The sequence below is a fragment of the Streptomyces sp. NPDC031466 genome (genome assembly GCF_055581265.1).
In genome coordinates, this window is record NZ_JBVIJT010000002.1 from 342,481 (window position 1) to 364,064 (window position 21,584).

The 21,584-nt window shown below is 73.4% G+C and carries 21 protein-coding genes; 9 read left to right on the forward strand and 12 right to left on the reverse strand.

Features of this window, described 5'->3' with window-relative positions; all coding sequences use genetic code 11:
• Window positions 1-271: 271 nt before the first annotated feature.
• Window positions 272-1,819: a leucyl aminopeptidase gene (locus ACZ5GP_RS04365; protein ID WP_468749334.1), complete on the reverse strand. Its 1,548-nt coding sequence runs from the start codon at window positions 1,817-1,819 to the stop codon at window positions 272-274.
• Between the two features lie 147 nt (window positions 1,820-1,966).
• On the reverse strand, window positions 1,967-2,749 hold the full coding sequence (locus ACZ5GP_RS04370; RefSeq protein WP_468749335.1) for an adenosylcobinamide-GDP ribazoletransferase: 783 nt from the start codon (window positions 2,747-2,749) through the stop codon (window positions 1,967-1,969).
• Between the two features lie 66 nt (window positions 2,750-2,815).
• On the opposite strand from ACZ5GP_RS04370, the gene ACZ5GP_RS04375 reads away from it, so the two are divergent.
• Window positions 2,816-3,601, forward strand: a complete 786-nt coding sequence (locus tag ACZ5GP_RS04375; RefSeq protein ID WP_468749336.1) for a hypothetical protein — start codon at window positions 2,816-2,818, stop codon at window positions 3,599-3,601.
• Here the strand turns inward: ACZ5GP_RS04375 and ACZ5GP_RS04380 are convergent.
• The 3 genes from ACZ5GP_RS04380 to cobT are packed head-to-tail and all read right to left on the reverse strand — an operon-like array spanning window position 3,520 to window position 7,222.
• Window positions 3,520-4,239, reverse strand: a complete 720-nt coding sequence (locus ACZ5GP_RS04380; protein ID WP_468749337.1) for a hypothetical protein — start codon at window positions 4,237-4,239, stop codon at window positions 3,520-3,522. The two genes, ACZ5GP_RS04375 and ACZ5GP_RS04380, sit on opposite strands and share 82 nt — an antisense overlap.
• A complete protein-coding gene (locus tag ACZ5GP_RS04385; protein ID WP_468749338.1) occupies window positions 4,236-6,005 on the reverse strand; it encodes a phosphatidylglycerol lysyltransferase domain-containing protein in 1,770 nt (589 codons plus the stop codon). The genes ACZ5GP_RS04380 and ACZ5GP_RS04385 overlap by 4 nt, the downstream gene beginning before the upstream one ends.
• A 44-nt stretch (window positions 6,006-6,049) precedes the next feature.
• Window positions 6,050-7,222 carry a nicotinate-nucleotide--dimethylbenzimidazole phosphoribosyltransferase gene (gene cobT, locus ACZ5GP_RS04390; protein ID WP_468749339.1) on the reverse strand — a complete coding sequence of 391 codons (1,173 nt, stop codon included), beginning with the start codon at window positions 7,220-7,222 and terminating at the stop codon, window positions 6,050-6,052.
• Window positions 7,223-7,395: 173 nt separating this feature from the next.
• On the opposite strand from cobT, the gene ACZ5GP_RS04395 reads away from it, so the two are divergent.
• The gene (locus tag ACZ5GP_RS04395; RefSeq protein ID WP_468749340.1) at window positions 7,396-8,475 is read left to right on the forward strand and encodes a class I SAM-dependent methyltransferase; all 1,080 of its coding nucleotides are present in this window, start codon (window positions 7,396-7,398) and stop codon (window positions 8,473-8,475) included.
• A 42-nt stretch (window positions 8,476-8,517) separates the two neighbouring features.
• Here ACZ5GP_RS04395 and ACZ5GP_RS04400 read toward each other — a convergent pair whose 3' ends face one another.
• Window positions 8,518-9,744 (reverse strand): bifunctional adenosylcobinamide kinase/adenosylcobinamide-phosphate guanylyltransferase, encoded by a 1,227-nt coding sequence (locus ACZ5GP_RS04400; protein ID WP_468749341.1) that lies wholly within the window; start codon window positions 9,742-9,744, stop codon window positions 8,518-8,520.
• 102 nt (window positions 9,745-9,846) lie between these two features.
• On the opposite strand from ACZ5GP_RS04400, the gene ACZ5GP_RS04405 reads away from it, so the two are divergent.
• Complete coding sequence (locus ACZ5GP_RS04405) at window positions 9,847-10,074, forward strand: hypothetical protein (protein ID WP_468749342.1); 228 nt, start codon at window positions 9,847-9,849, stop codon at window positions 10,072-10,074.
• 136 nt (window positions 10,075-10,210) lie between these two features.
• Here the strand turns inward: ACZ5GP_RS04405 and ACZ5GP_RS04410 are convergent, their stop codons facing one another.
• Both ACZ5GP_RS04410 and ACZ5GP_RS04415 read right to left on the reverse strand, forming a co-directional pair.
• Entirely contained in the window at window positions 10,211-10,918 is a 708-nt protein-coding gene (locus ACZ5GP_RS04410) for a class I SAM-dependent methyltransferase (protein WP_468749343.1), read from the reverse strand.
• Between the two features lie 74 nt (window positions 10,919-10,992).
• Window positions 10,993-11,589, reverse strand: a complete 597-nt coding sequence (locus ACZ5GP_RS04415) for a DUF3043 domain-containing protein (protein WP_358584016.1) — start codon at window positions 11,587-11,589, stop codon at window positions 10,993-10,995.
• A 243-nt stretch (window positions 11,590-11,832) separates the two neighbouring features.
• On the opposite strand from ACZ5GP_RS04415, the gene ACZ5GP_RS04420 reads away from it, so the two are divergent.
• The 4 genes from ACZ5GP_RS04420 (at window position 11,833) to ACZ5GP_RS04435 (ending at window position 14,975) form a co-directional block, all read left to right on the forward strand.
• Window positions 11,833-12,630 carry a PspA/IM30 family protein gene (locus tag ACZ5GP_RS04420; protein ID WP_358584018.1) on the forward strand — a complete coding sequence of 266 codons (798 nt, stop codon included), beginning with the start codon at window positions 11,833-11,835 and terminating at the stop codon, window positions 12,628-12,630.
• Between the two features lie 44 nt (window positions 12,631-12,674).
• A complete protein-coding gene (pspAA, locus tag ACZ5GP_RS04425; protein WP_468749344.1) occupies window positions 12,675-12,953 on the forward strand; it encodes a PspA-associated protein PspAA in 279 nt (92 codons plus the stop codon).
• 85 nt (window positions 12,954-13,038) lie between these two features.
• On the forward strand, window positions 13,039-14,298 hold the full coding sequence (locus ACZ5GP_RS04430) for a sensor histidine kinase (RefSeq protein WP_468749345.1): 1,260 nt from the start codon (window positions 13,039-13,041) through the stop codon (window positions 14,296-14,298).
• A complete protein-coding gene (locus ACZ5GP_RS04435; protein WP_468749346.1) occupies window positions 14,295-14,975 on the forward strand; it encodes a response regulator in 681 nt (226 codons plus the stop codon). Before ACZ5GP_RS04430 ends, ACZ5GP_RS04435 begins: the two co-directional genes overlap by 4 nt.
• A 93-nt stretch (window positions 14,976-15,068) precedes the next feature.
• Here ACZ5GP_RS04435 and nadA read toward each other — a convergent pair whose 3' ends face one another.
• Window positions 15,069-16,265, reverse strand: coding sequence for a quinolinate synthase NadA (gene nadA, locus ACZ5GP_RS04440; protein ID WP_358584025.1), 1,197 nt, complete (start codon window positions 16,263-16,265; stop codon window positions 15,069-15,071).
• Between the two features lie 256 nt (window positions 16,266-16,521).
• On the opposite strand from nadA, the gene ACZ5GP_RS04445 reads away from it, so the two are divergent.
• On the forward strand, window positions 16,522-16,878 hold the full coding sequence (locus ACZ5GP_RS04445) for a HesB/IscA family protein (RefSeq protein ID WP_030786960.1): 357 nt from the start codon (window positions 16,522-16,524) through the stop codon (window positions 16,876-16,878).
• Between the two features lie 74 nt (window positions 16,879-16,952).
• Here ACZ5GP_RS04445 and ACZ5GP_RS04450 read toward each other — a convergent pair whose 3' ends face one another.
• A complete protein-coding gene (locus ACZ5GP_RS04450) occupies window positions 16,953-18,422 on the reverse strand; it encodes a hypothetical protein (RefSeq protein WP_468749347.1) in 1,470 nt (489 codons plus the stop codon).
• Between the two features lie 164 nt (window positions 18,423-18,586).
• On the reverse strand, window positions 18,587-18,814 hold the full coding sequence (locus ACZ5GP_RS04455) for a hypothetical protein (RefSeq protein ID WP_358584060.1): 228 nt from the start codon (window positions 18,812-18,814) through the stop codon (window positions 18,587-18,589).
• Window positions 18,815-18,949: 135 nt separating this feature from the next.
• Here ACZ5GP_RS04455 and ACZ5GP_RS04460 point away from each other — a divergent pair, with 135 nt between their 5' ends.
• The gene (locus ACZ5GP_RS04460; RefSeq protein ID WP_468749348.1) at window positions 18,950-19,924 is read left to right on the forward strand and encodes a carbohydrate kinase family protein; all 975 of its coding nucleotides are present in this window, start codon (window positions 18,950-18,952) and stop codon (window positions 19,922-19,924) included.
• Here the strand turns inward: ACZ5GP_RS04460 and ACZ5GP_RS04465 are convergent, their stop codons facing one another.
• Window positions 19,925-21,304, reverse strand: a complete 1,380-nt coding sequence (locus ACZ5GP_RS04465) for an aminotransferase class V-fold PLP-dependent enzyme (protein ID WP_468749349.1) — start codon at window positions 21,302-21,304, stop codon at window positions 19,925-19,927.
• Window positions 21,305-21,584: the final 280 nt, after the last annotated feature.

Below are 21,584 nucleotides of genomic sequence, written 5' to 3' on the forward strand. Positions count from 1 at the left end.
GACGACCGGTCGGTCGGCTGGTATTCGGCCGCTCTTGTTTCGGCCCTTTGGTGGGGGCCCTGTCCTGCCGAGAACCCATCTTCGCACTTGTCGACGGGAGACGGGACGCCGGGCCAGGCTGTGAGACGTCCGATCAGCCGTCTCACAGCGGTTGCCCCGCGCGCGGACCCACGGATTTCGTCGAGGGCGAAATCGAACGGGGCTTCGCGCGCGGGAACGTGCGGGGCCCCGGACGCGGGAACGTCCGGAGCCCCGAGGCGTGCTGCCCGGCTCAGCCGAGGTCGCCCGCGGCGGTGCGCTCCGCCAGGCGGACCAGGGTGCGCACCGCGGTGCCGGTGCCGCCCTTGGGCGTGTAGCCGAACGGCGCGCCCTCGTGGTAGGCGGGGCCCGCGACGTCCAGGTGGGCCCAGATGATGCCCTCGCCCACGAACTCCTTCAGGAAGAGGCCGGCCACCAGGCCGCCGCCCATCCGGTCGCCGATGTTGGCCATGTCGGCGGTGGGGGAGTCCATGCCCTTGCGCAGCTCGGCGGGGAGCGGCATGGGCCAGGACGGCTCGCCGACCTCCTCGGCGATCTCGTGCACCGACGTACGGAAGGCGTCGTCGTTGGCCATGATGCCGAAGGTGCGGTTGCCGAGCGCCACCATCATGGCGCCGGTCAGGGTCGCCACGTCGACGATCGCGTCCGGCTTCTCCTCGGAGGCCTTGGCGATCGCGTCGGCGAGGACCAGACGGCCCTCGGCGTCGGTGTTCAGGACCTCGACGGTCTTGCCGCTGTACATGCGCAGGACGTCGCCGGGGCGGGTCGCGGAGCCGGAGGGCATGTTCTCGGCGAGCGCCAGCCAGCCGGTGACGTTCACCTCGAGGCCCAGGCGCGCGGCGGCGACGACGGCGGCGAAGACCGCCGCGGCACCGGCCATGTCGCACTTCATGGTCTCGTTGTGACCGGCGGGCTTCAGCGAGATGCCGCCCGAGTCGTACGTGATGCCCTTGCCGACGAAGGCGAGGTGCTTCTTGGCCTTGGAGTGCGTGTACGAGAGCTTCACCAGGCGCGGCGGGGCGTCCGAGCCGACGCCGACACCGAGGATGCCGCCGTAGCCGCCCTTGAGGAGCGCCTTCTCGTCGAGCACCTGGATCTTGATGCCGTGCTCCTTGGCGGCCGCGGTGGCGACCGCCGCGAAGGCCTCGGGGTCGAGGTCGTTCGGCGGGGTGTTGACGAGGTCGCGGGCGCGGTTCAGCTCCTCGGCGACGGCGGTGGCACGCTCCAGGGCGGCCTTGTACGCCTTGTCGCGGGGCTTGCCGCCGAGCAGGGCGATCTCGGCGAGCGGCGCCTTGGCGTCCTTGCCGTTCTTCTTCGCGTCCTTGGCGTCGCCCTGGTCCTTGTAGGCGACGAAGGAGTACGCGCCGAGCAGCGCGCCCTCGCCGATGGCGCAGAGGTCGTCGGCGTCCTCGACGGGCAGCGCGAACGCGGCCTTCTTCGAGCCGGTCAGGGCGCGCGCGGCGACACCGGCGGCGCGGCGCAGCGCCTCCGTGCCGTACGTCTCGTCCTTCTCCGGGACCCCGCCGAGGCCGACCGCGACGACGACCGGCGCCTTGAAGCCGGACGGTGCGGGCAGCTTCGTCACCTCGCCCTCGCCGCCCGAGGCGCCGAGAGTCTCCAGGACGGACGCGAGCTTGCCGTCGTACGCCTTGTCCACGGCCTCGGCGCCGGGCGCGACGACCAGAGTCCCCTTGGAGCCAGAGCCCTTCGCGACACCGACGACGATCGCGTCGGCACGCAGGCCGGACGCGGCGGCGGTGCTGAGAGTCAGAGCAGTCACGGTGGTGAGGTCCTCTTTCGGTTGAGTTTCGACGGGCTGTGGGGTGGTGAGCCCGTCGCGAGCCTACGCCCGTGAGTGCTGCGGTGCGCCTCACTGTGTGTGTTCGGTGCGGTGTCGCGCCCACCGGGGCCGTGCCGCGGCGGGGTCTCAGCCGAGCGCGAGCACCACCAGAGCGGTCGTCGCCGCCGTCTCCGCGAGGGCCCCGAACACGTCCCCGGTGACCCCGCCGAACCGCCGTACGCAGTGCCGGAGCAGCAGCTCGGCGGCGCCGACGGCGAGGAGGACGGCCCCCGCGCAGCGCACGGCGTCGTACGCCCCGAGCGGCGCGCCCGCTGTCGCCGCCCCGGCCAGGGCGAGGGCCGTGACGAGCAGCGCGCGGCCGCGCGGCACGACCCCGGCGACGGCCGCGCCGAGGCCCTCGGGGCGGGCCGGGGGCACCGAGGCGCGGGCGGCCAGGGTGAGCGCGAGCCGGGCGGCGGCGGCCGAGACGACGGCGGCGACGGCGCCCGCGGTCCAGGAGCGTTCGTAGAGCCGGTGGAACACGGCGACCTGGGCCAGCAGCACGAACAGCAGGGTGATGACGCCGAAGGGCCCGATGTCGGACTGCTTCATGATGCGCAGCGCGTCGTCGGCGGGCCGGGCGCTGCCCAGGCCGTCGGCGGTGTCCGCGAGGCCGTCCAGGTGCAGCCCGCGGGTGAGGGCGGCGGGGGTCGCGACGGTCGCCACCGCGGCGAGCAGCGGACCGCCGCCGAGCAGGCCCAGTGCGGCGCCGGTACCCGCGGCGGCCAGGCCGATCACCAGGCCGGCGAGGGGCGCCCACTGCATGCCGGCGCGCGCGGCCCCCCGGTCCCAGCGGGTGACGCGGACGGGGAGCGCGGTGAGGGTGCCGAAGGCGAAACGTATGCCGTCGGCGGGGGAGGAGGTGGACACCGCGGAAGGCTACCCCGACGGCACGCCCGCCCTGCGGATCACTCGTGCGGGGCAGAGGATGGCCGCATGAGCGACTGGTGGTACCGGAACATCGTCGAGCCGGGGAAACTGCCGCTGCTGCTCGCCCTGCTCTCCTTCGTGGGGTCGTTCCTGGTCACCCGGACGGTCACCCGGCTCATCCGGGCCGGCAAGGGGCCCTTCCGCGACATCAGCTCGGGCGAGGTGCACATCCACCACGTCGTACCGGGCATCCTCCTGATGCTCGTGGGCGGATTCTGGGCGGTGGCCGCCGGGCAGCAGGGCGCCGGGCCGCTGTACGCCGCCGTCGTCTTCGGGATCGGCGCGGGGCTGGTGCTCGACGAGTTCGCGCTGATCCTCCACCTCGACGACGTCTACTGGAGCGAGCAGGGCCGCAAGAGCGTGGAGGCCGTCATGCTCACGGCCGCCCTGGTGGTGCTGGTGCTCACCGGCTTCACGCCGTTCGGGGTCGACGACCTGACACCGGGGGAGCGGCAAGACCGTGGCCTGTTGGTCCTGAACATCGCTCTGAACTGCGCCTTCGCCCTGGTCGCACTCCTCAAGGGCAAGCTGCGCACGGCCCTGATCGGCATGGTGGTCCCGTTCGTCGCGCTGGTCGGCGCCGTCCGTCTGGCCCGGCCGGGCTCGGCGTGGGCACGACGGTTCTACCGCCACCGGCACCGGACACGCGCGCGTGCGGGACTGCGCGCCTTCCGGCACGACCGCCGCTGGGCCGGCCCCCGCCGCAGACTTCAGAACTGGATCGGCGGCTTCTCGCCCGACTCCGGGCGGTCCGGCGAGCGCGCTCCCGAGCGCACGCCGCCGCCCCGGTGACGCAGGGCGGTGACCGCGCAGAGCGCCAGCGCGGCCGCGATCGCCGCCAGGTGCTCCTTGCCCGCCAGGTTGTTCTTGATGATCACCTCGACGGCCATCAGGGCGGCCACCAGGGCGGCCGTGACGTACGCCCGGTACCGCCAGCACAGGTACACCGCGAGGCCCACGACGGCGGCGGAGGGGCCCGTGTCGACGACCCAGGCGTCGGAGGCCGGGAGCCCGAGGGGGTGGCCGGGGCCCAGCTCGATGCCCACGCGCGCGTAGAGCGTGCCGGCGAGGGTGGCCGCGTAGCCGATGAGGAGGGTGCGCCACCAGCCGAGGCAGATCTCCGCGATGCCGAAGACGAGCAGGATCTGGGCGAGCGCCCCCCACACCGGCAGGTCGAGTGCGGGCACGAAGAGGGAGAGCGGGGTGCGCGCCAGCGCGAGCCACAGCGGGTCCTCGGCGCGCACGGAGCCGACGTTCTGGACGAACTGGTAGCCCCAGGACTGGTTCTGGACGTACTGGAGGAGCGCGGTGAGGCAGACCGCCGCGGCCGTCATGGGCGCGGCCCGCCACCGGTGGGCGGCGAGCCCGTCCCGCACGGCGGAGGACAGCGGTCCCCACTCGGCGCGGGCACGGCGGGCCAGGGCGCTCATCGTCTCGACTCCAGATGTTTGCGGTGCAGCAGCTTCGGCAGGCCCGGCGCCTCGAGGAAGCCCTCCGCGCGCGCCGCCGCGATGGCGATGCGCGGCAGATCACCGCTCTTCTCGAAGAGGAGGAAGCGCGGTTCCCAGATGGGCCGGTACTTGGCGTTGGCGCGGTAGAGGGACTCGATCTGCCACCACCGCGAGAAGAAGCTGAGCAGCGACCGCCACAGGCGAAGGACCGGCCCCGCACCGAGCCGCGAGCCACGTTCGAAGACGGACCTGAACATCGCGAAGTTGAGGGAGACCTGCGTGATCTGGATCTCGGGGGCGCGCTGGAGGAGTTCGATGACCATGAACTCCATGAGGCCGTTCTCGGAGTCGCGGTCGCGCCGCATGAGGTCGAGGGAGAGCCCGCGCGGCCCCCACGGCACGAAGGAGAGCACCGCCCGCAGCCTGCCCTCCCCGTCGGTGCACTCCAGCATCACGCACCGCCCGTCCGCCGGGTCGCCGAGCCGCCCGAGGGCCATCGAGAACCCGCGCTCGGTGGCGCCGTCGCGCCAGTCGTCGGCGAGGCGCAGCAGCCGCGCCATCTCGTCCTGCGGAATGTCCTCGTGGCGGCGGACGCGGACGGTGTACCCGGCGCGCTTCACGCGGTTGTAGGCCTGGCGGACGGTGCGCATCGCCCGCCCCTCCAGCGAGAACTCCGCGGTCTCCACGATGGCCTCGTCGCCCAGTTCCAGGGCGTCCAGGCCGTGCCGGGCGTAGATGGTGCCGGCCTCCTCGCTCGCGCCCATCACGGCGGGGAGCCAGCCGTGCTCGCGGGCCTCGGTGAGCCAGGGCCCGATGGCGCCGGGCCAGGCCTCGGGGTCGCCGATGGGGTCACCGGAGGCCAGCGAGACGCCGCCGACGACGCGGTAGGCGACCGCCGCCTTGCCGGTCGGCGACCACACGACGCTCTTCTCGCGGCGCAGCGAGAAGTAGCCGAGCGAGTCGCGCTCGCCGTGCTGGTCGAGCAGCGCGCGCAGCCGCTCCTCGTCGTCCTCGGTGAGCGGGTCTACGGCCCGCCGGGAGCGGAACGCGGCGTACAGGACGGCGCAGAGCAGCAGTGTGCTCAGGACGTTGATGGTGACGTTGACCCAGCCGGGCGTGGCGATGCCCTCGAAGCGCCGGTCGTCGGCGGCCAGCGAGACCAGCCGCATGGTGCCGTAGCGCCAGCGGTCCAGGAACGTCGAGCGGTAGTCGTCGTCGGCGTGGTTGGTGACGGTGACCAGCAGCGCGGCGATCAGCGAGGTCACCAGGAGCCCGCCGGCGGCGACGGCGCAGGCCAGCTTCGGGTTGGAGCGGTCGCCCTTGGCGTAGAACTCGCGGCGCCCCACGATCAGCGCCGCGACGAACGCGGCGGTCAGGACCAGGGAGATCCAGTTCTGCGCGTACCGGCGCACCTCCGGGAAGAAGCCCACCACGAGGGCGAGGAGCAGCAGGAGGAGGCCGCTGAGCACCAGGTTGAGGATCCACGCGGCGCGCTTGCGGCGCCGCATGGTGATCGCCAGGAACAGCGTGAGTGCCCCCGAGGCGAAGCCGGCGGTCAGCAGGTACGGGGTGTAGTAGTCCTCCGTGTTGTGCTGGCGCACGTCCTGCCCGAGGGAGACCCAGACCGCGCTGAGGAAGTTGACGAACGTGACGGCGCGGAGGTACCAGACGGTGAAACCGGCGGCGCGGCGCTGTGTGACGGTGCGTGGCTTCTGTCGTCCGGCAACGACTTGCTCATCTCCCATGAAAAGGGATCATATGGGCAAGATCGAGGCCGCCGCCCCGGCCCTCAGGGGGCCTGCTCGACCGCCGGCCCCACAGGCCCCGCTCCGACCTCCGCCACGGTCTCCGCGCCGCTCCCGGCATCGGCCGCCGCTCCGGCCGCAGGGGCGGCCCCTGTCTCGGCATCGGGCTCGGCGGCCCGCTCCGGCAGCTCCGCCCAGAGCGCCGCGGCGGCCCGCACGAGCGGCAGCGCGAGCAGTGCTCCCGTTCCCTCCCCGACCCGCACCCCGTGCCCCAGGAGCGGCTCAAGCGCCATCCGGTCCAGCGCCTTGGCCTGCGCGGGCTCCCCGCTGTCGTGCCCCGCGAGCCACCAGTCCGGCGCCCGGAAGGCGACCCGCTGGGCCACCAGCGCCGCCGCCGACGCCACGACACCGTCGAGGATCACCGGCGTACGCCGCACGGCGCACTGGAGCAGGAACCCCGTCATCGCGGCCAGGTCGGCGCCGCCGACCGCGGCGAGCAGCTCCAACTGGTCGCCGAGCACGGGCCGCGCCCGCCGCAGGGCGTCGCGCACCGCCGCGCACTTGCGCATCCACGCCAGGTCGTCGATGGGCTCGCCGCCCCGGCCGGTCACCACGGACGCGTCGGTGCCGCAGAGCGCGGCGATCAGCGTCGCGGCGGGCGTCGTGCCGCCGACGCTGACATCCCCGAGCACGACCAGATCGGTGCCCGAGTCCGCCTCCTCGTCGGCGACGGCCATGCCCGCGCGCACCGCCCGCTCGGCCTCCTCGGCGCTCAGCGCGTCCTCGACGTCGATACGCCCCGACCCGCGCCGCACCCGATGTCCCGTCACCTCGGCGGGCAGCTCGGCCGGGTCGCAGTCCAGCGCCATGTCGATGACCCGGACCGGCACGTCGAGGCGGCGCGCGAGCACGGCGACGGGGCTCTCGCCGGCCAGGACGGCGCGCACGAGCGCGGTGGCGCCGCCCGCGGGCCGCGCCGAGACACCCAGCCCGGCGACCCCGTGGTCACCCGCGAAGAGGACCACGCGCGGCCGCTCGACGGGCCGGACCGGCCCCGCGGACTGCGCCGCCGACAGCCACTCGCCCAGCTCGTCGAGGCGGCCCAGGGCGCCGGGCGGCACGGTCTGCCGCTCCCTGCGTTCCTCGGCGTCGCGGCGCACCCCGCCGTCGGGCCGCTCGATCAGGTCGGTGAAGTCGTCGAGATTCAGCGAACTCATTCGCCGAACAGTACCGGCACGCGCGGCGCCCGTGTTCGAACGGGCCCGGCCCCGCGCCCCGTCGGAAGGGGGCGGGCGGCCCGGCCTGACGGGCGGTTACGAGCCCTTGCGTATGGGGCACATAACGTCATTGCCGGACCGATCACGTCAAAACCGACTTCAGGAGTACGACCTTGGACGTCGCCCAGCGTGTGGCCCAACGACGCCCCGCCTACCTCGCCGCACTCGCCGGGGGCACCGAACGGTTCCACGAGCCCCGCAGCGCGGACTGCCCGTGGTGCGGCTCGCCCCGGCTGCGGATCCGGCTGCGGACCGCCGACCTGATCCAGCACAAGCCGGGCGCCTTCACGCTCGACCGCTGCGCCAACTGCGCCCACCTGTTCCAAAACCCCCGCCTCACCCCCGAGGGCCAGGAGTTCTACCGCCGGGACTCCTCCCACCAGGACCTGCGCGCGGGGCTCGGCGCGCAGGCCGCGGCGGCGCTCGTCGGCGTCCGGCCCACCGACCGGCGCCACCTCGCCCGCGCCCGCGCGATGCGCGCCCTCGACGAGCCCGAGTGCTGGCTGGACGTCGGCACCGGCCGGGCCCGCTTCCCGGCCCTCGCCCGGCAGGTCCTGCCGTACACGTCCTTCGACGGGCTCGATCCGGGCCGGGGCGTGGAGCAGGCCGTACGCCGCGGCCGCGTCGAGGAGGGCCACCGCGGCACCCTCACCGGCCTCGCGGACGCCCTCGCCGGCCGCTACGACGCCCTGAGCCTGTTCCACCAGCTGGAGCGCGCACCCGATCCGCGCGCCGAGCTGAGAGCCGCGAAGGGTGCCCTGCGCCCCGGCGGGCACCTGATGATCGAGACCACCGACCCCGGCTGCCGGTACGCGAAGGTGCTCGGCAAGTGGTGGCCCTCGTACGCCCAGCCGCGGCACCTGCACCTCATCCCGCTCGCCAACCTCCGCCGGGAGCTGGAGGAGCTGGGCTTCACCGTCGTCGGTGTCGAGCGCCGAGCGGCGCACGTCCCGGCCGACCTGGGCGGGGCGCTCGCGCTCCTGCTCAACCGCTGCCTGCCCCAGGCCGACGTCCCCTGGCGCGCCAGACCCGCGCACCCCCTGAGGCTGCGGCTCCGCCGGGCCGCCTGGGGGGCCTGCCTGCCCCTGCTCGCCCTCGCCCTGCTGCTCGACGCCCTCCTGGCCCCCCTGCTCACCCGCACCGGCTTCTCCAACGCCTACCGCCTCCTCGCGCGCCGGGGCGAGGACGACTGACGTACGACGACCCGAGGCGTACGCCCGACGCGGCGGGCCGGGTCAGGCGCGCAGCGGGAGGGCCTGACCCGCCACCACGAGCAGGACGTGCTCGCACTCGGCGGCGAACGCGGCGTTCAGACGCCCCAGTTCGTCACGGTAGCGGCGGCCCGACGCGGTCGCCGGGACGATGCCGGAGCCGACCTCGTTCGACACGGCGACGACCGTGCGCCGGGTGGCGCGCACCGCGTCGGCCAGCTCGGCGATCCGCCCCCGCAGCGCCCGCTCGCCGCCGCCCGCCCACTGCGCGTCGTCCCACGCGCCCACCTCGTCCATGGCGTGGGTCAGCCACAGCGACAGGCAGTCGATCAGCAGCGGCGGCCCGTCCTGCGCCAGCAGCGGCACCAGGTCACAGGTCTCGGCGGTCCGCCACGAACCGGGGCGCCGCTCCCGGTGCAGGCTCACCCGGTCCGCCCACTCGGCGTCACCGCCGCGGGTCCCGCCCGTCGCCACGTACAGCACCTCGGGGAAGGCCGCCAGGCGCCGCTCGGCCTCCACGGACTTGCCCGAGCGGGCGCCGCCGAGGACGAGGGTGCGGCGCGGCACGTCCGGCACGTCCTCGTAGGCGCCGACCACCAGCGTCGTCCCGTCCGGCACCGCCCGCGCGCCCGCCGCCGCGAGCCGGCGCGCCAACTCGGCGCCCGGGGGCGCCTCGTGGCCGATGTGGACGGCGATCACATCCGTGGTCGGCCCGACGGCGCCGGCCGCGCGCAGCCGGGCGAGCCCGTCGGGGCGCCCGAGGACATCGGCGACGATCATCTCGTACGTCCCGCGCCCGCCGTCCGCCGCCGCCGAGCCGTTCCCCTCGCCGAGCCCCGCGGGAGCACCGCCCGGCGGCAGGTACAGCAGCCGCTCCCCGTCCGGCCCCGTCACCTCGTAACCGGAGCCGGGCGCGTCCAGCGCCACCGCGCGCACCCGGTGACCGGTCAGGAGCGTCAACTCCCGTCCGTCGGCGCCCCGTACGGGTTGCGGGAGGCCGGCCGGGACCTCCACGGCGGGTCCGTCGTGCGGATGGGAGAGCAGGACCTGGCGCACACCGCCGAGCGAGTGTCCCGCGCGGGCGGCCGCCAGGGCGGCTCCCGGGGTGAGGTCGAGCAGCAGGACGCCGTCCACGAGCAGCGCGGTGGCGGCACGCGCCGCGCCGCCCAGAGCGGTCGCGCAGGCCGCGCAGGGGCAGCCGGGGAGGGGCAGTCCTTCGGGGGCGCCGGTGCCGAGCAGAGTCAGTTCCACACGAAGATCCTCCCGCGTCGGGTCCCGGGCCGCGCGTCCGGCTAGGCTTCAGGCGGATTCAGGCGGTTCTCCGGACCGCCGCGGAACCCTCGGGAGGCTGACATGGCGGCATGGACGTGGCGGTTCGAGAAGGCGGACGGGACGGAGGTCCGGCCCGCGGTGCAGCCGGAGGAGTTCACCACCCAGGGCGACGCGGAGTCCTGGGTCGGCGAGTACTGGAAGGAACTGTCCGAGGGCGGCGCCGACCAGGTGTCCCTCTTCGAGGACACGACCAAGATCTACGGCCCGATGAGCCTGCACGCGCAGGACGCCGAGGACCCGCAGGCCTAGGCCTGCGGCCCGATCGGGGCGAGGCACCCGATGGGCGACGCACGGGAGGCGGCGACCGGACTCCGGCCGCCGCCTCCCACGCGCCTGCGTTCACGTGCCCGCGGCCATCGCCTCCGCGCCCTGGCGTCCGCGGTGCTCAATCCCGTACCCCGCACAGATGCAGCAGCGCGGCGACCCGCCGGTAGGGGTCGGTGCGCCCGGCCCGCTCCTCGGCGGCCAGCAGCGCCTCCAACTCCTCGTGCGGGGGCAGCGGTGCGCCGTCCTCGGCGGTGTCCGTGAAGACCCGCACGCCGTACCAGGTCTGCAGCGGCGCCGCGATCCCCGCGAGCGTCGACGACAGAGCGTCGAGGCGGTCGGCCCGCACGTCCAGGCCGAGCCGGTTGCGGTAGGCGACGGAGTCGAAGGCGCCCAGCGCGCCGCTCCAGTCACCGCCGAGCCCCGGCCGCATGGCCAGCGCGTCGGCGTTGCGCACGAGGAGCGAGAGCAGCCCGCCGGGAGCCAGCATCCTGGCCAGCCCGGCCAGCAGGGCGTCGGGCTCCTCCACGTACATCAGGACGCCGTGGCAGAGCACCACGTCGAAGCTGCCCGGCAGGAAGTGCGCCCCGGTCTGGTGGCCGTCGCTCTGCACGAGCCGCACCCGCCCCTGGATGCCCTCGGGCTCCGCGGCGAGCGCCGCGTGGGCGGCGGCGATCATCTCGGGGTCCCGCTCGACCCCCGTCACCTTGTGCCCGGCGCGGGCGAGCCGCAACGCCTGCGTGCCCTGGCCCATGCCGACGTCCAGCACCCGCAGCCGCTGCCCCACGGGGAAGCGGGCGGCTATCTGCTCGTCGAGCTGGCGGGCCACCAGCTCCTGGCGTACGGCATTGCGCAGACCGCCCAGCTTCGCCAGCCAGGCACCGGCCCCGCCGGTGAATGCGCTCAGGGCCGCTCTCCGCGCTTGACCTGCGGCTTCGGCAGCCTGAGCCGACGCATCTGGAGCGTGCGCATCAGGGCGTACATGACGGCGCCCTTCTTGTTCTCGCTCGGGAAGCGCTCGGCGAGACGCTTCTTCAGGCGGAACGCGGTCACCACGGAGTCCAGGACGATCAGCACGATCACGACGAGCCAGAGCAGCAGCGCGATGTTCTGCAGCTGGGGCACGCGGACCATGCTCAGGACGAGGATGATCACCGCGAGCGGCAGGAAGAACTCCGCGATGCAAAAGCGCGAGTCGACGAAGTCGCGCGCGAACTTGCGCACCGGGCCCTTGTCACGGGCGGGCAGGAACCGCTCGTCACCGCTGGCCAGGGCCTCGCGCTGCTTGGCCATCTGGGCACGGCGCTCGTCGCGCTGCCGCTTCGCCGCCTCCTTGCGCGACGTCGGCGTATTGGTCACGCCGCGGCGCTGCGACTGTGCCATGGAGCGCTTGGGGGTGGGGCGGCCCTTGGGGGCCTGCGGGTCACGGGGCTGCTTGGAGTCGGTCACCGGCGCCTGCGCGGCCGGGGCCTTCTCTTCCTTGGATCGGCTACGGAACACAAGACCCAAGGGTACGTGGTGCGCCGGGCATGGACCCCCGTCCCATGGGGAACGATCCGGCAACACCGGGCGTCTTCACAGGGGTACACCTACTCCTTACGCCGGAGCGGGGCCGTACGCAGTCGTCCTTGGGGATGAGCGCATCCGCACGCGAACAGTGCGGTAATGGATGCAGGGCCCGTACTGTGGGTTCTGAGCAGTACCTGGAGCTGGAAGTCCGTCAGAAGGGGGCGCGCGAAGCCCATGAGCGGTGTCATGAAGCGTATGGGGATGATCTTCCGCGCGAAGGCGAACAAGGCCCTTGACCGGGCCGAGGATCCGCGCGAAACCCTCGATTACTCCTACCAGAAGCAGCTGGAGCTGCTGCAGAAGGTCCGCCGCGGCGTGGCCGACGTGGCGACCTCCCGCAAGCGCCTGGAACTGCAGCTGAACCAGCTCCAGGGCCAGTCCGCCAAGCTGGAGGACCAGGGCCGCAAGGCCCTCGCCCTCGGCCGCGAGGACCTCGCCCGCGAGGCCCTCTCCCGGCGGGCCGCGCTCCAGCAGCAGGTCACCGACCTGGAGACGCAGCACCAGACGCTCCAGGGCGAGGAGGAGAAGCTCACCCTCGCGGCGCAGCGCCTCCAGGCCAAGGTCGACGCCTTCCGCACGAAGAAGGAGACGATCAAGGCGACGTACACCGCCGCGCAGGCGCAGACCCGCATCGGCGAGGCCTTCTCCGGCATCTCCGAGGAGATGGGCGACGTCGGCATGGCGATCCAGCGTGCCGAGGACAAGACCGCGCAGCTCCAGGCGCGGGCCGGCGCGATCGACGAACTGCTCGCCTCCGGCGCCCTCGACGACTCCTCCGGACTCGCCAAGGACGACATCCAGACCGAGCTGGACCGCCTCTCCGGTGGTACTGATGTGGAGCTGGAGCTGCAGCGCATGAAGGCGGAGCTGGCGGGCGGCTCCGGCGCCGGCCAGCAGGCCATCGAGGGCGGCCAGGGGCAGCCCCGGTCGCAGCAGCAGCCGCAGGACACTCCGCGCTTCGACAAGCAGTAGTCGGCGCGGCGGCACGGGTACCGCTCACGTCCGAGGAGGACGACATGATCGTACGGATCATGGGGGAGGGCCAGGTGAAGCTGGCCGACAGCCACTTCGCCGAGCTGAACAAGCTGGACGACGAACTGCTAGAGGAGCTGGAGGGCGGCGACCCCGTCGCCTTCCGCGGTACGCTCCACGCGCTCCTGGACAAGGTCCGGGAGCTCGGCGAACCCCTCCCGGACGACGCGCTGGAGCCCTCCGAGCTCATCCTGCCCGCGCCGGACGCGACGCTCGACGAGGTCCGGGCCATGCTGGGCGACGACGGCCTGATCCCGGGCTGAGCCCCCCGGCGCGGCCCCGCCGCGTGGGCGCGAGGCGGCCGACCGCGGGACCCGCGGCGAAGAACGCGACGGAAGAGCGGGGAAGTTGACCACGCTGGGCAGAGGCCGCTGCTGGGCCAAGGCGCACCCGCTGGCGGTGGACGCCGCGCTCGCCTGCGCCGTCCTCGTCTTCATGGTCGTCGGCTCCTTCGCCGAGCCCTACGGGGAGCACGGACCCACCTGGGGCACCCGCGCGCCCGACGCCCCCAGCCTGCTCCTGATGGCGTTCGGCGCCCTCGCCCTCGTCCTGCGCCGCCGCGCCCCCTGGGCGGTGCTCGCCGTGACCTGCGCCGCGTCCGTCACGGAGCTGCTCACGGGCGATCCCCGCGCGCCCGTCGTGATGTCCGCGGTCGTCGCCCTGTTCACCGTGGCCGCCACCACGGACCGCTCGACGACCTGGCGCGTCGGCCTGGTCACCATGACCGGCCTGACCGGCGTCGCCATGCTCTCGGGACCGCTGCCCTGGTACGCCCAGGAGAACCTCGGCATCTTCGCGTGGAGCGGCATGGCCGCCGCCGCGGGCGACGCGGTGCGCAGCAGGCGCGCCTTCGTGGACGCCATAAGGGAACGCGCCGAGCGGGCGGAGCGCACCCGGGAGGAGGAGGCCAGGCGGCGCGTCGCCGAGGAGCGGCTGCGCATCGCCCGTGACCTGCACGACGTGGTCGCCCACCACATCGCCCTGGTCAATGTGCAGGCGGGCGTCGCCGCGCACGTCATGGACAAGCGGCCCGACCAGGCGAAGGAGGCCCTCTCGCACGTACGCGACGCCAGCCGCTCCGCGCTCAACGAACTGCGCGCCACCGTCGGCCTGCTGCGCCAGAGCGGCGACCCCGAGGCGCCCACCGAGCCGGCCCCCGGCCTGCACCGGCTCGACGAGCTGGTCGAGACCTTCCGCAACGCGGGGCTGCCCGTGGAGGTCGCCCTCGGGCAGGTCGGCCTCGACCTTCCGGCGGCCGTCGACCTCGCCGCGTTCCGGATCATCCAGGAGGCGCTCACGAACGTGCGCAAGCACGCGGGGCGGGGCGCCAAAGCCGAGGTGAGCGTCGTGCGCGTGGGCCCGAACGTCGAGGTCACCGTCCTCGACGACGGCCCGGGGCCGGGCCGGGCCGGGGACGGCGAGGGGCAGCGGGACCCGGACGCGGGCCCCGGCGCCGACGGCGGCGGGCACGGCCTGCTCGGCATGCGCGAGCGCGTCACCGCCCTCGGCGGCAGCTGCTCCGCCGGCCCCCGCTACGGAGGCGGCTTCCGCGTCCATGCGATCCTGCCGGTCGTCCCCCTCACCCCGGCAAAGGAAGGGACCGTGTGACGATCCGCGTACTGCTCGCCGACGATCAGGCACTGCTGCGCAGCGCGTTCAAGGTGCTCGTCGACTCCGAGCCCGACATGGAGGTGGTCGGCGAGGCGTCCGACGGCGCCCAGGCGGTGCGGCTCGCCGCCTCGGAGCGGGCGGACGTGGTCCTGATGGACATCCGCATGCCCGGCACGGACGGCCTGGCCGCCACCCGCATGATCAGCGCCGATCCCGCCCTGACCCAGGTGCGGGTGGTGATGCTGACGACCTTCGAGGTCGACGAGTACGTCGTGCAGTCGCTGCGGGCGGGCGCCTCCGGCTTCCTCGGCAAGGGCGCGGAGCCCGAGGAGCTGCTCGGCGCCATCCGCATCGCGGCGGCGGGCGAGGCGCTGCTCTCCCCGGTGGCCACCAAGGGGCTGATCGCCAAGTTCCTGGCGCAGGGCGGCGACGGGGACGGCGAGGGCGCGGTGCGCGGAGAGCGCCTGGACGCGCTCACCACCCGTGAGCGGGAGGTCCTGGTGCAGGTCGCCGGGGGGCACTCGAACGACGAGATCGCCGAGCGCCTCCAGGTCAGTCCGCTCACCGTGAAGACCCATGTGAACCGCGCGATGGCCAAGCTCGGGGCGCGTGACCGCGCCCAACTCGTCGTCATCGCCTACGAGTCGGGCCTGGTGCGTCCACGGGTGGAGTGAGCGGGGAACGGCCGGCGACGACTGAGGACGGCGAGGGATGACGTAAGGGGCGCCCGCCATGGCGGACGCCCCTTACCGCTGACCGGCGTGACCCTACGGAAGCGCCAGCATCCGCTCCAGCGCCAGCTTCGCGAACTGCTCGGTCTCGCGGTCCACCGCGATCTGGTTGACGAGCTTGCCCTCGGCCAGCGACTCCAGCGTCCAGACCAGGTGCGGCAGGTCGATCCGGTTCATGGTCGAGCAGAAGCAGACCGTCTTGTCCAGGAAGACGACCTCCTTGTCCTGTGCGGCGAAACGGTTCGCCAGGCGGCGGACGAGGTTCAGCTCCGTGCCGATGGCCCACTTCGACCCGGCGGGCGCGGCCTCCAGGGTCTTGATGATGTGCTCGGTGGAACCCACGTGGTCGGCGGCGGCCACGACCTCGTGCTTGCACTCCGGGTGCACCAGGACGTTCACGCCCGGTATGCGCGCGCGCACGTCCGCGACCGACTCCAGCGAGAAGCGCCCGTGCACCGAGCAGTGCCCGCGCCACAGGATCATCTTCGCGCCGCGCAGCTGCTCGACGGTCAGGCCGCCGTTCGGCTTGTGCGGGTTGTAGACCACGCAGTCGTCCAGGGACATCCCCATGTCACGCACGGCGGTGTTGCGGCCCAGGTGCTGGTCGGGCAGGAACAGCACCTGCTCGCCCTGCTCGAAGGCCCACTCCAGGGCGCGCTTGGCGTTGGACGACGTACAGATCGTGCCGCCGTGCTTGCCGGTGAACGCCTTGATGTCGGCCGAGGAGTTCATGTACGAGACGGGGACGACCCGCTCGGCGATCCCGGCGTCGGTCAGCACGTCCCAGCACTCGGCGACCTGCTCGGCGGTGGCCATGTCGGCCATCGAGCAGCCGGCGGCCAGGTCGGGCAGCACGACCTTCTGGTCGTCCGTCGTCAGGATGTCCGCCGATTCGGCCATGAAGTGCACACCGCAGAAGACGATGTACTCCGCGTCGGGCCGCGCCGCGGCGTCGCGCGCCAGCTTGAAGGAGTCGCCGGTCACATCCGCGAACTGGATGACCTCGTCGCGCTGGTAGTGGTGGCCGAGGACGAAGACCTTGTCGCCGAGCTTCTCCTTGGCGGCCCGGGCGCGCTCCACCAGGTCCGGGTCGGAGGGGGACGGCAGGTCGCCGGGGCAGTCCACGCCCCGCTCGCTCTTGGGGTCGGCCTCGCGGCCGAGCAGGAGCAGGGCGAGCGGCGTGGGCTGCACATCGAGGTCCACGAGGTCCCCGGGGGACTGGGCGGTGGTCACGACGACACCTACCCTTTCTCTTCTGCAGACGAGTTTTCGTCTAATTGACGTTATCTATCATAACCGCTTCACGTCAGTTTGACGATGGCCATAGTGTCGATGTGACGCATTCGCCGTCGCCGGGACCGGTGCCCCGGGGGAGACCATGTGCGAGCATGAGGGGGTAAGACGTAAGCGCTCGGCCCGGAATGAATCCGCGGCCCCGCCGGTTGCAACCGTCGGCAAGCAGTCTCCGTACAACCCGGGAGAGAAGCAGATGTCCGTATCGGACGAGACCACCACCGTGAGCGACGGCATCCTCCTGTCGGACGCCGCCGCGGCCAAGGTGAAGGGCCTGCTGGAGCAGGAGGGCCGGGACGACCTGGCGCTGCGCGTCGCCGTACAGCCCGGCGGCTGCTCGGGCCTGCGCTACCAGCTGTTCTTCGACGAGCGCACGCTCGACGGCGACGTCGTCAAGGACTTCGACGGCGTGAAGGTCGTCACCGACCGGATGAGCGCTCCCTACCTGGGCGGCGCCTCCATCGACTTCGTCGACACCATCGAGAAGCAGGGCTTCACGATCGACAACCCCAACGCCACGGGCTCCTGCGCCTGCGGCGACTCCTTCAGCTAGAGCTGCGGGCGACAGACAGACGTACGAAGGCGGCGGCCCCCTGGACCCAGGGGGCCGCCGCCTTCGCGTCGTGCCTAGGCGCGGCGCACGCTCTTGCCCGAGGCGTCCACGACCTCGCGCTCACCGAGCGGCTTGTCCAGCGTGACGGTCTTCGAGAGCCTCTTGGCGATCATGACGCAGACCTGGTCCTTCTCCTTGGTCTCCGTGACCTCGACGCTCACCCGGTCGCCGTCCTCGCGCGCGGACGCCGAGTACCGGCCACACGCGCTGCCCCAGAAGTGCAGGGTCAGCGACCTGCCGTCGGCGTTGTAGGACTCGATGGCCGCCGAACGTCCGGTGCCGGGCTCCTCGGTGGGCCTCGGGCTGCCGGGCGAGGTCAGGTACTCGGGGGCGAGCGCCGGATGCGTCACCGTGAAGGTCTCCCGCGCGCCCTGCGGCTTCACCTCGAACAGCCACGACGGTACGAGTGTCTGGCGGCCGGCGACGTAGTGCGTGGCGAGCCCGAAGGTGGCGCCGGTCACGGCCACGGACCGCGGCTTCGGCTGCGCGGCCGACGGCTCGCACGGCGCCTGCTGCCCGCCGCCCTCCGTCTTCGTGCGGTCGTCGGCGTGCGGCACCGGGGTGGCGCAGCCGCCGACGCCCACGTGCCCGCCGCCCGTCGAGTTCAGCTGGTCCAGGGCCTGACGGGCGCCGATCACCGGGTACTTGGCGCCCTTGACGGGCGCCTTCAACTGGCCGCTGCCGCCCACCACTTGGCCGTCCGAGCCGACCTGGACGCCGGTCGACCAGCCGTAGGTGGGCAGGCCGTCCACCTTCGGGTCGGCGTTCACCACCCGCACCGCGCCCATGAGCTGGCGGGCGTCGAGCTTCGCGTCGTCCTGGCCGAGCGCCTTGAGCAGCGGTGCGGCGGCGTCCTTGGCCGCCTGCTCGCCCACCGCGTCGCCCGTATCGCCGTCCGGCGCGGTGGAGGTGCCCGAACACGGCTTGCCCTTGGGGCAGTTGTCCGTGCCGCCCACCCCGTGCCGGGCGTACGTCCAGGTGCCGGGCGCCTGCTTGTTCACCTGGAGGGAGGGGCCCGAACCGTCCTTGTCCTGCTCCACCCGCCAGGTGCCGTCCCTCGACGTCGGCGTCCCGGACAGACCGAGCGCCTCGGCCAGCGCGACCACCTCGCCACGGGTGACCTCGCCCCGGGCGTGGTAGACGGAGGCCGTGTCCGGGCCCTCGGGCAGCTTGCCGGTCGCCTTGTACGTGGCGCCGCTCGGGTCAGGCTCGCCCGGCGCGATCCCGCCGGTGCCGCCGGGCGTGCCGGAGCCGCCTTGCCGGTCGCCGGCCGGATAGCCGTCCAGCGCGAGCGGCGGCGGATTGCCGCCGTCCCCCGCGGGGGCCCCGTCACCGCCCCGGTCGCCACCGCCGGACGCGGTCGCGGCGAAGTATGCCCCACCGCCGCCGACCAGCAGGACCGTGGCCGCCACCGAGGTGACGGCGAGGCGGGCACGCCGACGCCGGGGCTCGGCCGTCTCTTGAACGGATCGCTCGGTGTTCACCGCATCGCTCCTTCGACTGCACTGCTGTCCCTGGAAACCCACGGGTGGGCTCCGTCGTATCCCGGTACCCCCTTCGCGGGGGTCGGCGATGGGACGCGCCGGGGGAGCGCGCGGTTCCCTTTCACGGGCGGGGTGCAGGCGCCGGGCCTCGCGGGCGGCCTCCCTCAGTCGCCGTATTCGGACATCCCGTCGATGAGCCGCGCGGAGGACGGCGGCACGGTGACACCGTGGATCAGGGACGGCGGCACGGGAGTGGCGGCGGCCCGGACGGGTACCGCCCAGTGCGGCGCCATGCGGGCGCAGTCGCCGCGCAGGGTCTCCATGCTCTCGGGGCTCTCCGCGGAGAGCCTGCGGGCACGCTTGGTGACGACATCCTTCGGGATAACGGTCATAACGGCACCGTAGGCATCTGGACGCCCAGGAAAAAAGCCCTACTATCGGGTAGTTTTGGCCTCTTCAGCGTGGGTGTTCGACCCGCTAACGTGAACTGTCAACCCCTCGCCTCTCCTCTACAGGAGCACCCAGCCGTGCGTATCGCAGTCACCGGCTCCATCGCCACCGACCATCTGATGACCTTCCCCGGCCGCTTCGCCGACCAGCTGGTCGCCGATCAGCTGCACACGGTCTCCCTCTCGTTCCTGGTCGACGCGCTCGACGTCCGCAGGGGAGGCGTGGCCGCCAACATCACCTTCGGCATGGGGCAGCTCGGCACCGACCCGATCCTGGTCGGCGCCGCGGGCTCCGACTTCGACGAGTACCGCGCCTGGCTCGACCGGCACGGCGTGGACACCGCCTCGGTCCGGATCTCCGAGACCCTGCACACCGCGCGCTTCGTCTGCACCACCGACGCCGACCACAACCAGATCGGCTCCTTCTACACGGGCGCGATGAGCGAGGCGCGCCTGATCGAGCTGAAGACGGTCGCCGACCGCGTCGGCGGACTCGACCTCGTCCTGATCGGCGCCGACGACCCCGAGGCGATGCTCCGGCACACCGAGGAGTGCCGCACCCGCCGCATCCCCTTCGCCGCCGACTTCTCCCAGCAGATCGCCCGCATGGGGGGCGAGGAGATCCGCACCCTCCTCGACGGCGCCACGTACCTCTTCTCCAACGAGTACGAGAAGGGGCTCATCGAGTCCAAGACCGGCTGGACCGACGCCGAGATCCTCTCCCGCGTCGGCCACCGCGTGACGACCCTCGGCGCGAACGGCGTGCGCATCGAGGCCGTCGGCCAGGACCCGATCGAGGTCGGCGTCCCCGAGGAGGAGGCCAAGGTCGAGCCGACCGGCGTCGGCGACGCGTTCCGCGCGGGCTTCCTGTCCGGCCTCGCCTGGGGCGTCTCCCACGAGCGCGCCGCCCAGGTGGGCTGCATGCTCGCCACCCTGGTCATCGAGACCGTCGGCACCCAGGAGTACGAGCTGCGGCGCAGCAACTTCATGGACCGCTTCACCAAGGCGTACGGCCACGAGGCCGCCGCCGAGGTCGGCGCCCACCTCGTCTGATCACGAGCGCCGGCGGACCACGTACGCGCTGCCCCGGTCCGCCGGCCGCTCACCCACGTACTCCTGCTCGCGCATCTCGCACCACGCCGGGATGTCGAGGCGCGCCGCCTCGTCGTCGGCGAGCACGGTCACCGTCCCGCCCACCGGGACGTCCCCGATGACCTTCGCCAGCTCGATGACGGGCAGCGGACACCGCTTGCCGAGCGCGTCGACGACCAGTGACGCCCCTTCCGTACGGGGCCGCGGCCCCACCGGCGCGCCCAGCTGCTCGCGCACCCCGGCGACGGCACCGGGCAGCACGTCGAGGAACCGCTCCACCTCGGCCGCCTCCGTGCCCAGCGGCAGCGAGACCCGGACGTTCCCCTCGCTCAGCACGCCCATCGCCTTGAGGACATGGCTCGGGGTCAGCGTGGAGCTGGTGCACGACGACCCGGACGACACGGAGAACCCGGCCCGGTCCAGCTCGTGCAGCAGGCTCTCCCCGTCGACATAGAGACAGGAGAAGGTGACGAGGTGCGGCAGCCGCCGTACGGGGTCGCCCACCACCTCCGTGTCCGGCACCAGGGCGGGCACCCGCGCCCTGATCCGCTCCGTCAGCTCCCGCAGCCGTACGCCCTCCGCCGCGGCCTCGGCGCGCACCGCCCGCAGCGAGGCCGCCGCCGCGACGACGGCCGGAATGTTCTCGAACCCGGCGGCGCGTCCCGACTCCCGCTCGTCCGCGGGACCTTGGCCCGCGAAGCGCACCCCCTTGCGCACGACGAGCAGCCCGACCCCCGCCGGGCCACCCCACTTGTGGGCACTGCCGGTCAGCAGCGACCAGTCGCCGCCCACCGGCCCCCAGGGCAGCGACTGCGCAGCGTCCACCAGGAGCGGCACGCCCGCCGCCCGGCAGGCCGCCGCCACCTCGGCCACCGGCTGCTCGGTGCCCACCTCGTGGTTGGCGGACTGCAGACAGGCGAGCGCGGTGTCCTCGCGCAGCGCGGCGGCGAACGCCTCGGGGTCGACCGCTCCGCCCCGGTCCACCGACACCTCGGTCACCGTCCCGCCGCCGGCCTCGTGGGCCGCGGCCGAATGGAGCACCGACGAGTGTTCGACCGCCGACACGATCAGGTGACGTCCGGCGCGGCGCCGCCCGGCCAGCGCGCCCGCGACCCCGGAGTGCACGGCACGGGTGCCGGAGGAGGTGAAGACCAGCTCGTCGGGCCTGCACCCCACGGCCTCGGCGGCCGCCTCCCGCGCCGCGTCGAGCAGCAGCCGGGCCCGCCGCCCCTCGCGGTAGAGCCGCGCCGGATCGGCCCACCCCTCATCGAGCGAGGCCACCAGGGCCTGCCGGGCAACGGGATGAAGAGGCGCGGAAGAAGCAACATCAAAGTAGGCCACCCCCCAACGCTAGACCGCACACCCCTGAGGGGCGCCCGCAGGGCGCATCCCTCAGGGGCGCGGGGAACTGCGCGCCCAGCCCCCACCAACCCGCACCTGCGGACCGAGAGATTCCACCGTGCCGGTGGGCGCTCCGACCCCCCGTCAGAAAGTGCCGGGGGACGCCCGCCCCACCCTTCGGAGTGACCCGCGGCGCGTTAGGCACCCTCCCCGCGCGACCCCAAAATGCGTCCAGTAGGGTTTGGTCCGCATAAACATCCAAACCCCTGCCCGTCGCAGG

What these genes read in the sequence shown, in the direction of transcription:
- ACZ5GP_RS04375 (WP_468749336.1), top strand. Translation starts at nt 2,816, where the DNA reads ATGAGCGACTGGTGGTACCGGAACATCGTCGAGCCGGGGAAACTGCCG.
- ACZ5GP_RS04380 (WP_468749337.1), bottom strand. Translation starts at nt 4,239, where the DNA reads ATGAGCGCCCTGGCCCGCCGTGCCCGCGCCGAGTGGGGACCGCTGTCC.
- ACZ5GP_RS04385 (WP_468749338.1), bottom strand. Translation starts at nt 6,005, where the DNA reads ATGGGAGATGAGCAAGTCGTTGCCGGACGACAGAAGCCACGCACCGTC.
- cobT (WP_468749339.1), bottom strand. Translation starts at nt 7,222, where the DNA reads ATGAGTTCGCTGAATCTCGACGACTTCACCGACCTGATCGAGCGGCCC.
- ACZ5GP_RS04405 (WP_468749342.1), top strand. Translation starts at nt 9,847, where the DNA reads ATGGCGGCATGGACGTGGCGGTTCGAGAAGGCGGACGGGACGGAGGTC.
- ACZ5GP_RS04420 (WP_358584018.1), top strand. Translation starts at nt 11,833, where the DNA reads ATGAGCGGTGTCATGAAGCGTATGGGGATGATCTTCCGCGCGAAGGCG.
- pspAA (WP_468749344.1), top strand. Translation starts at nt 12,675, where the DNA reads ATGATCGTACGGATCATGGGGGAGGGCCAGGTGAAGCTGGCCGACAGC.
- ACZ5GP_RS04445 (WP_030786960.1), top strand. Translation starts at nt 16,522, where the DNA reads ATGTCCGTATCGGACGAGACCACCACCGTGAGCGACGGCATCCTCCTG.
- ACZ5GP_RS04455 (WP_358584060.1), bottom strand. Translation starts at nt 18,814, where the DNA reads ATGACCGTTATCCCGAAGGATGTCGTCACCAAGCGTGCCCGCAGGCTC.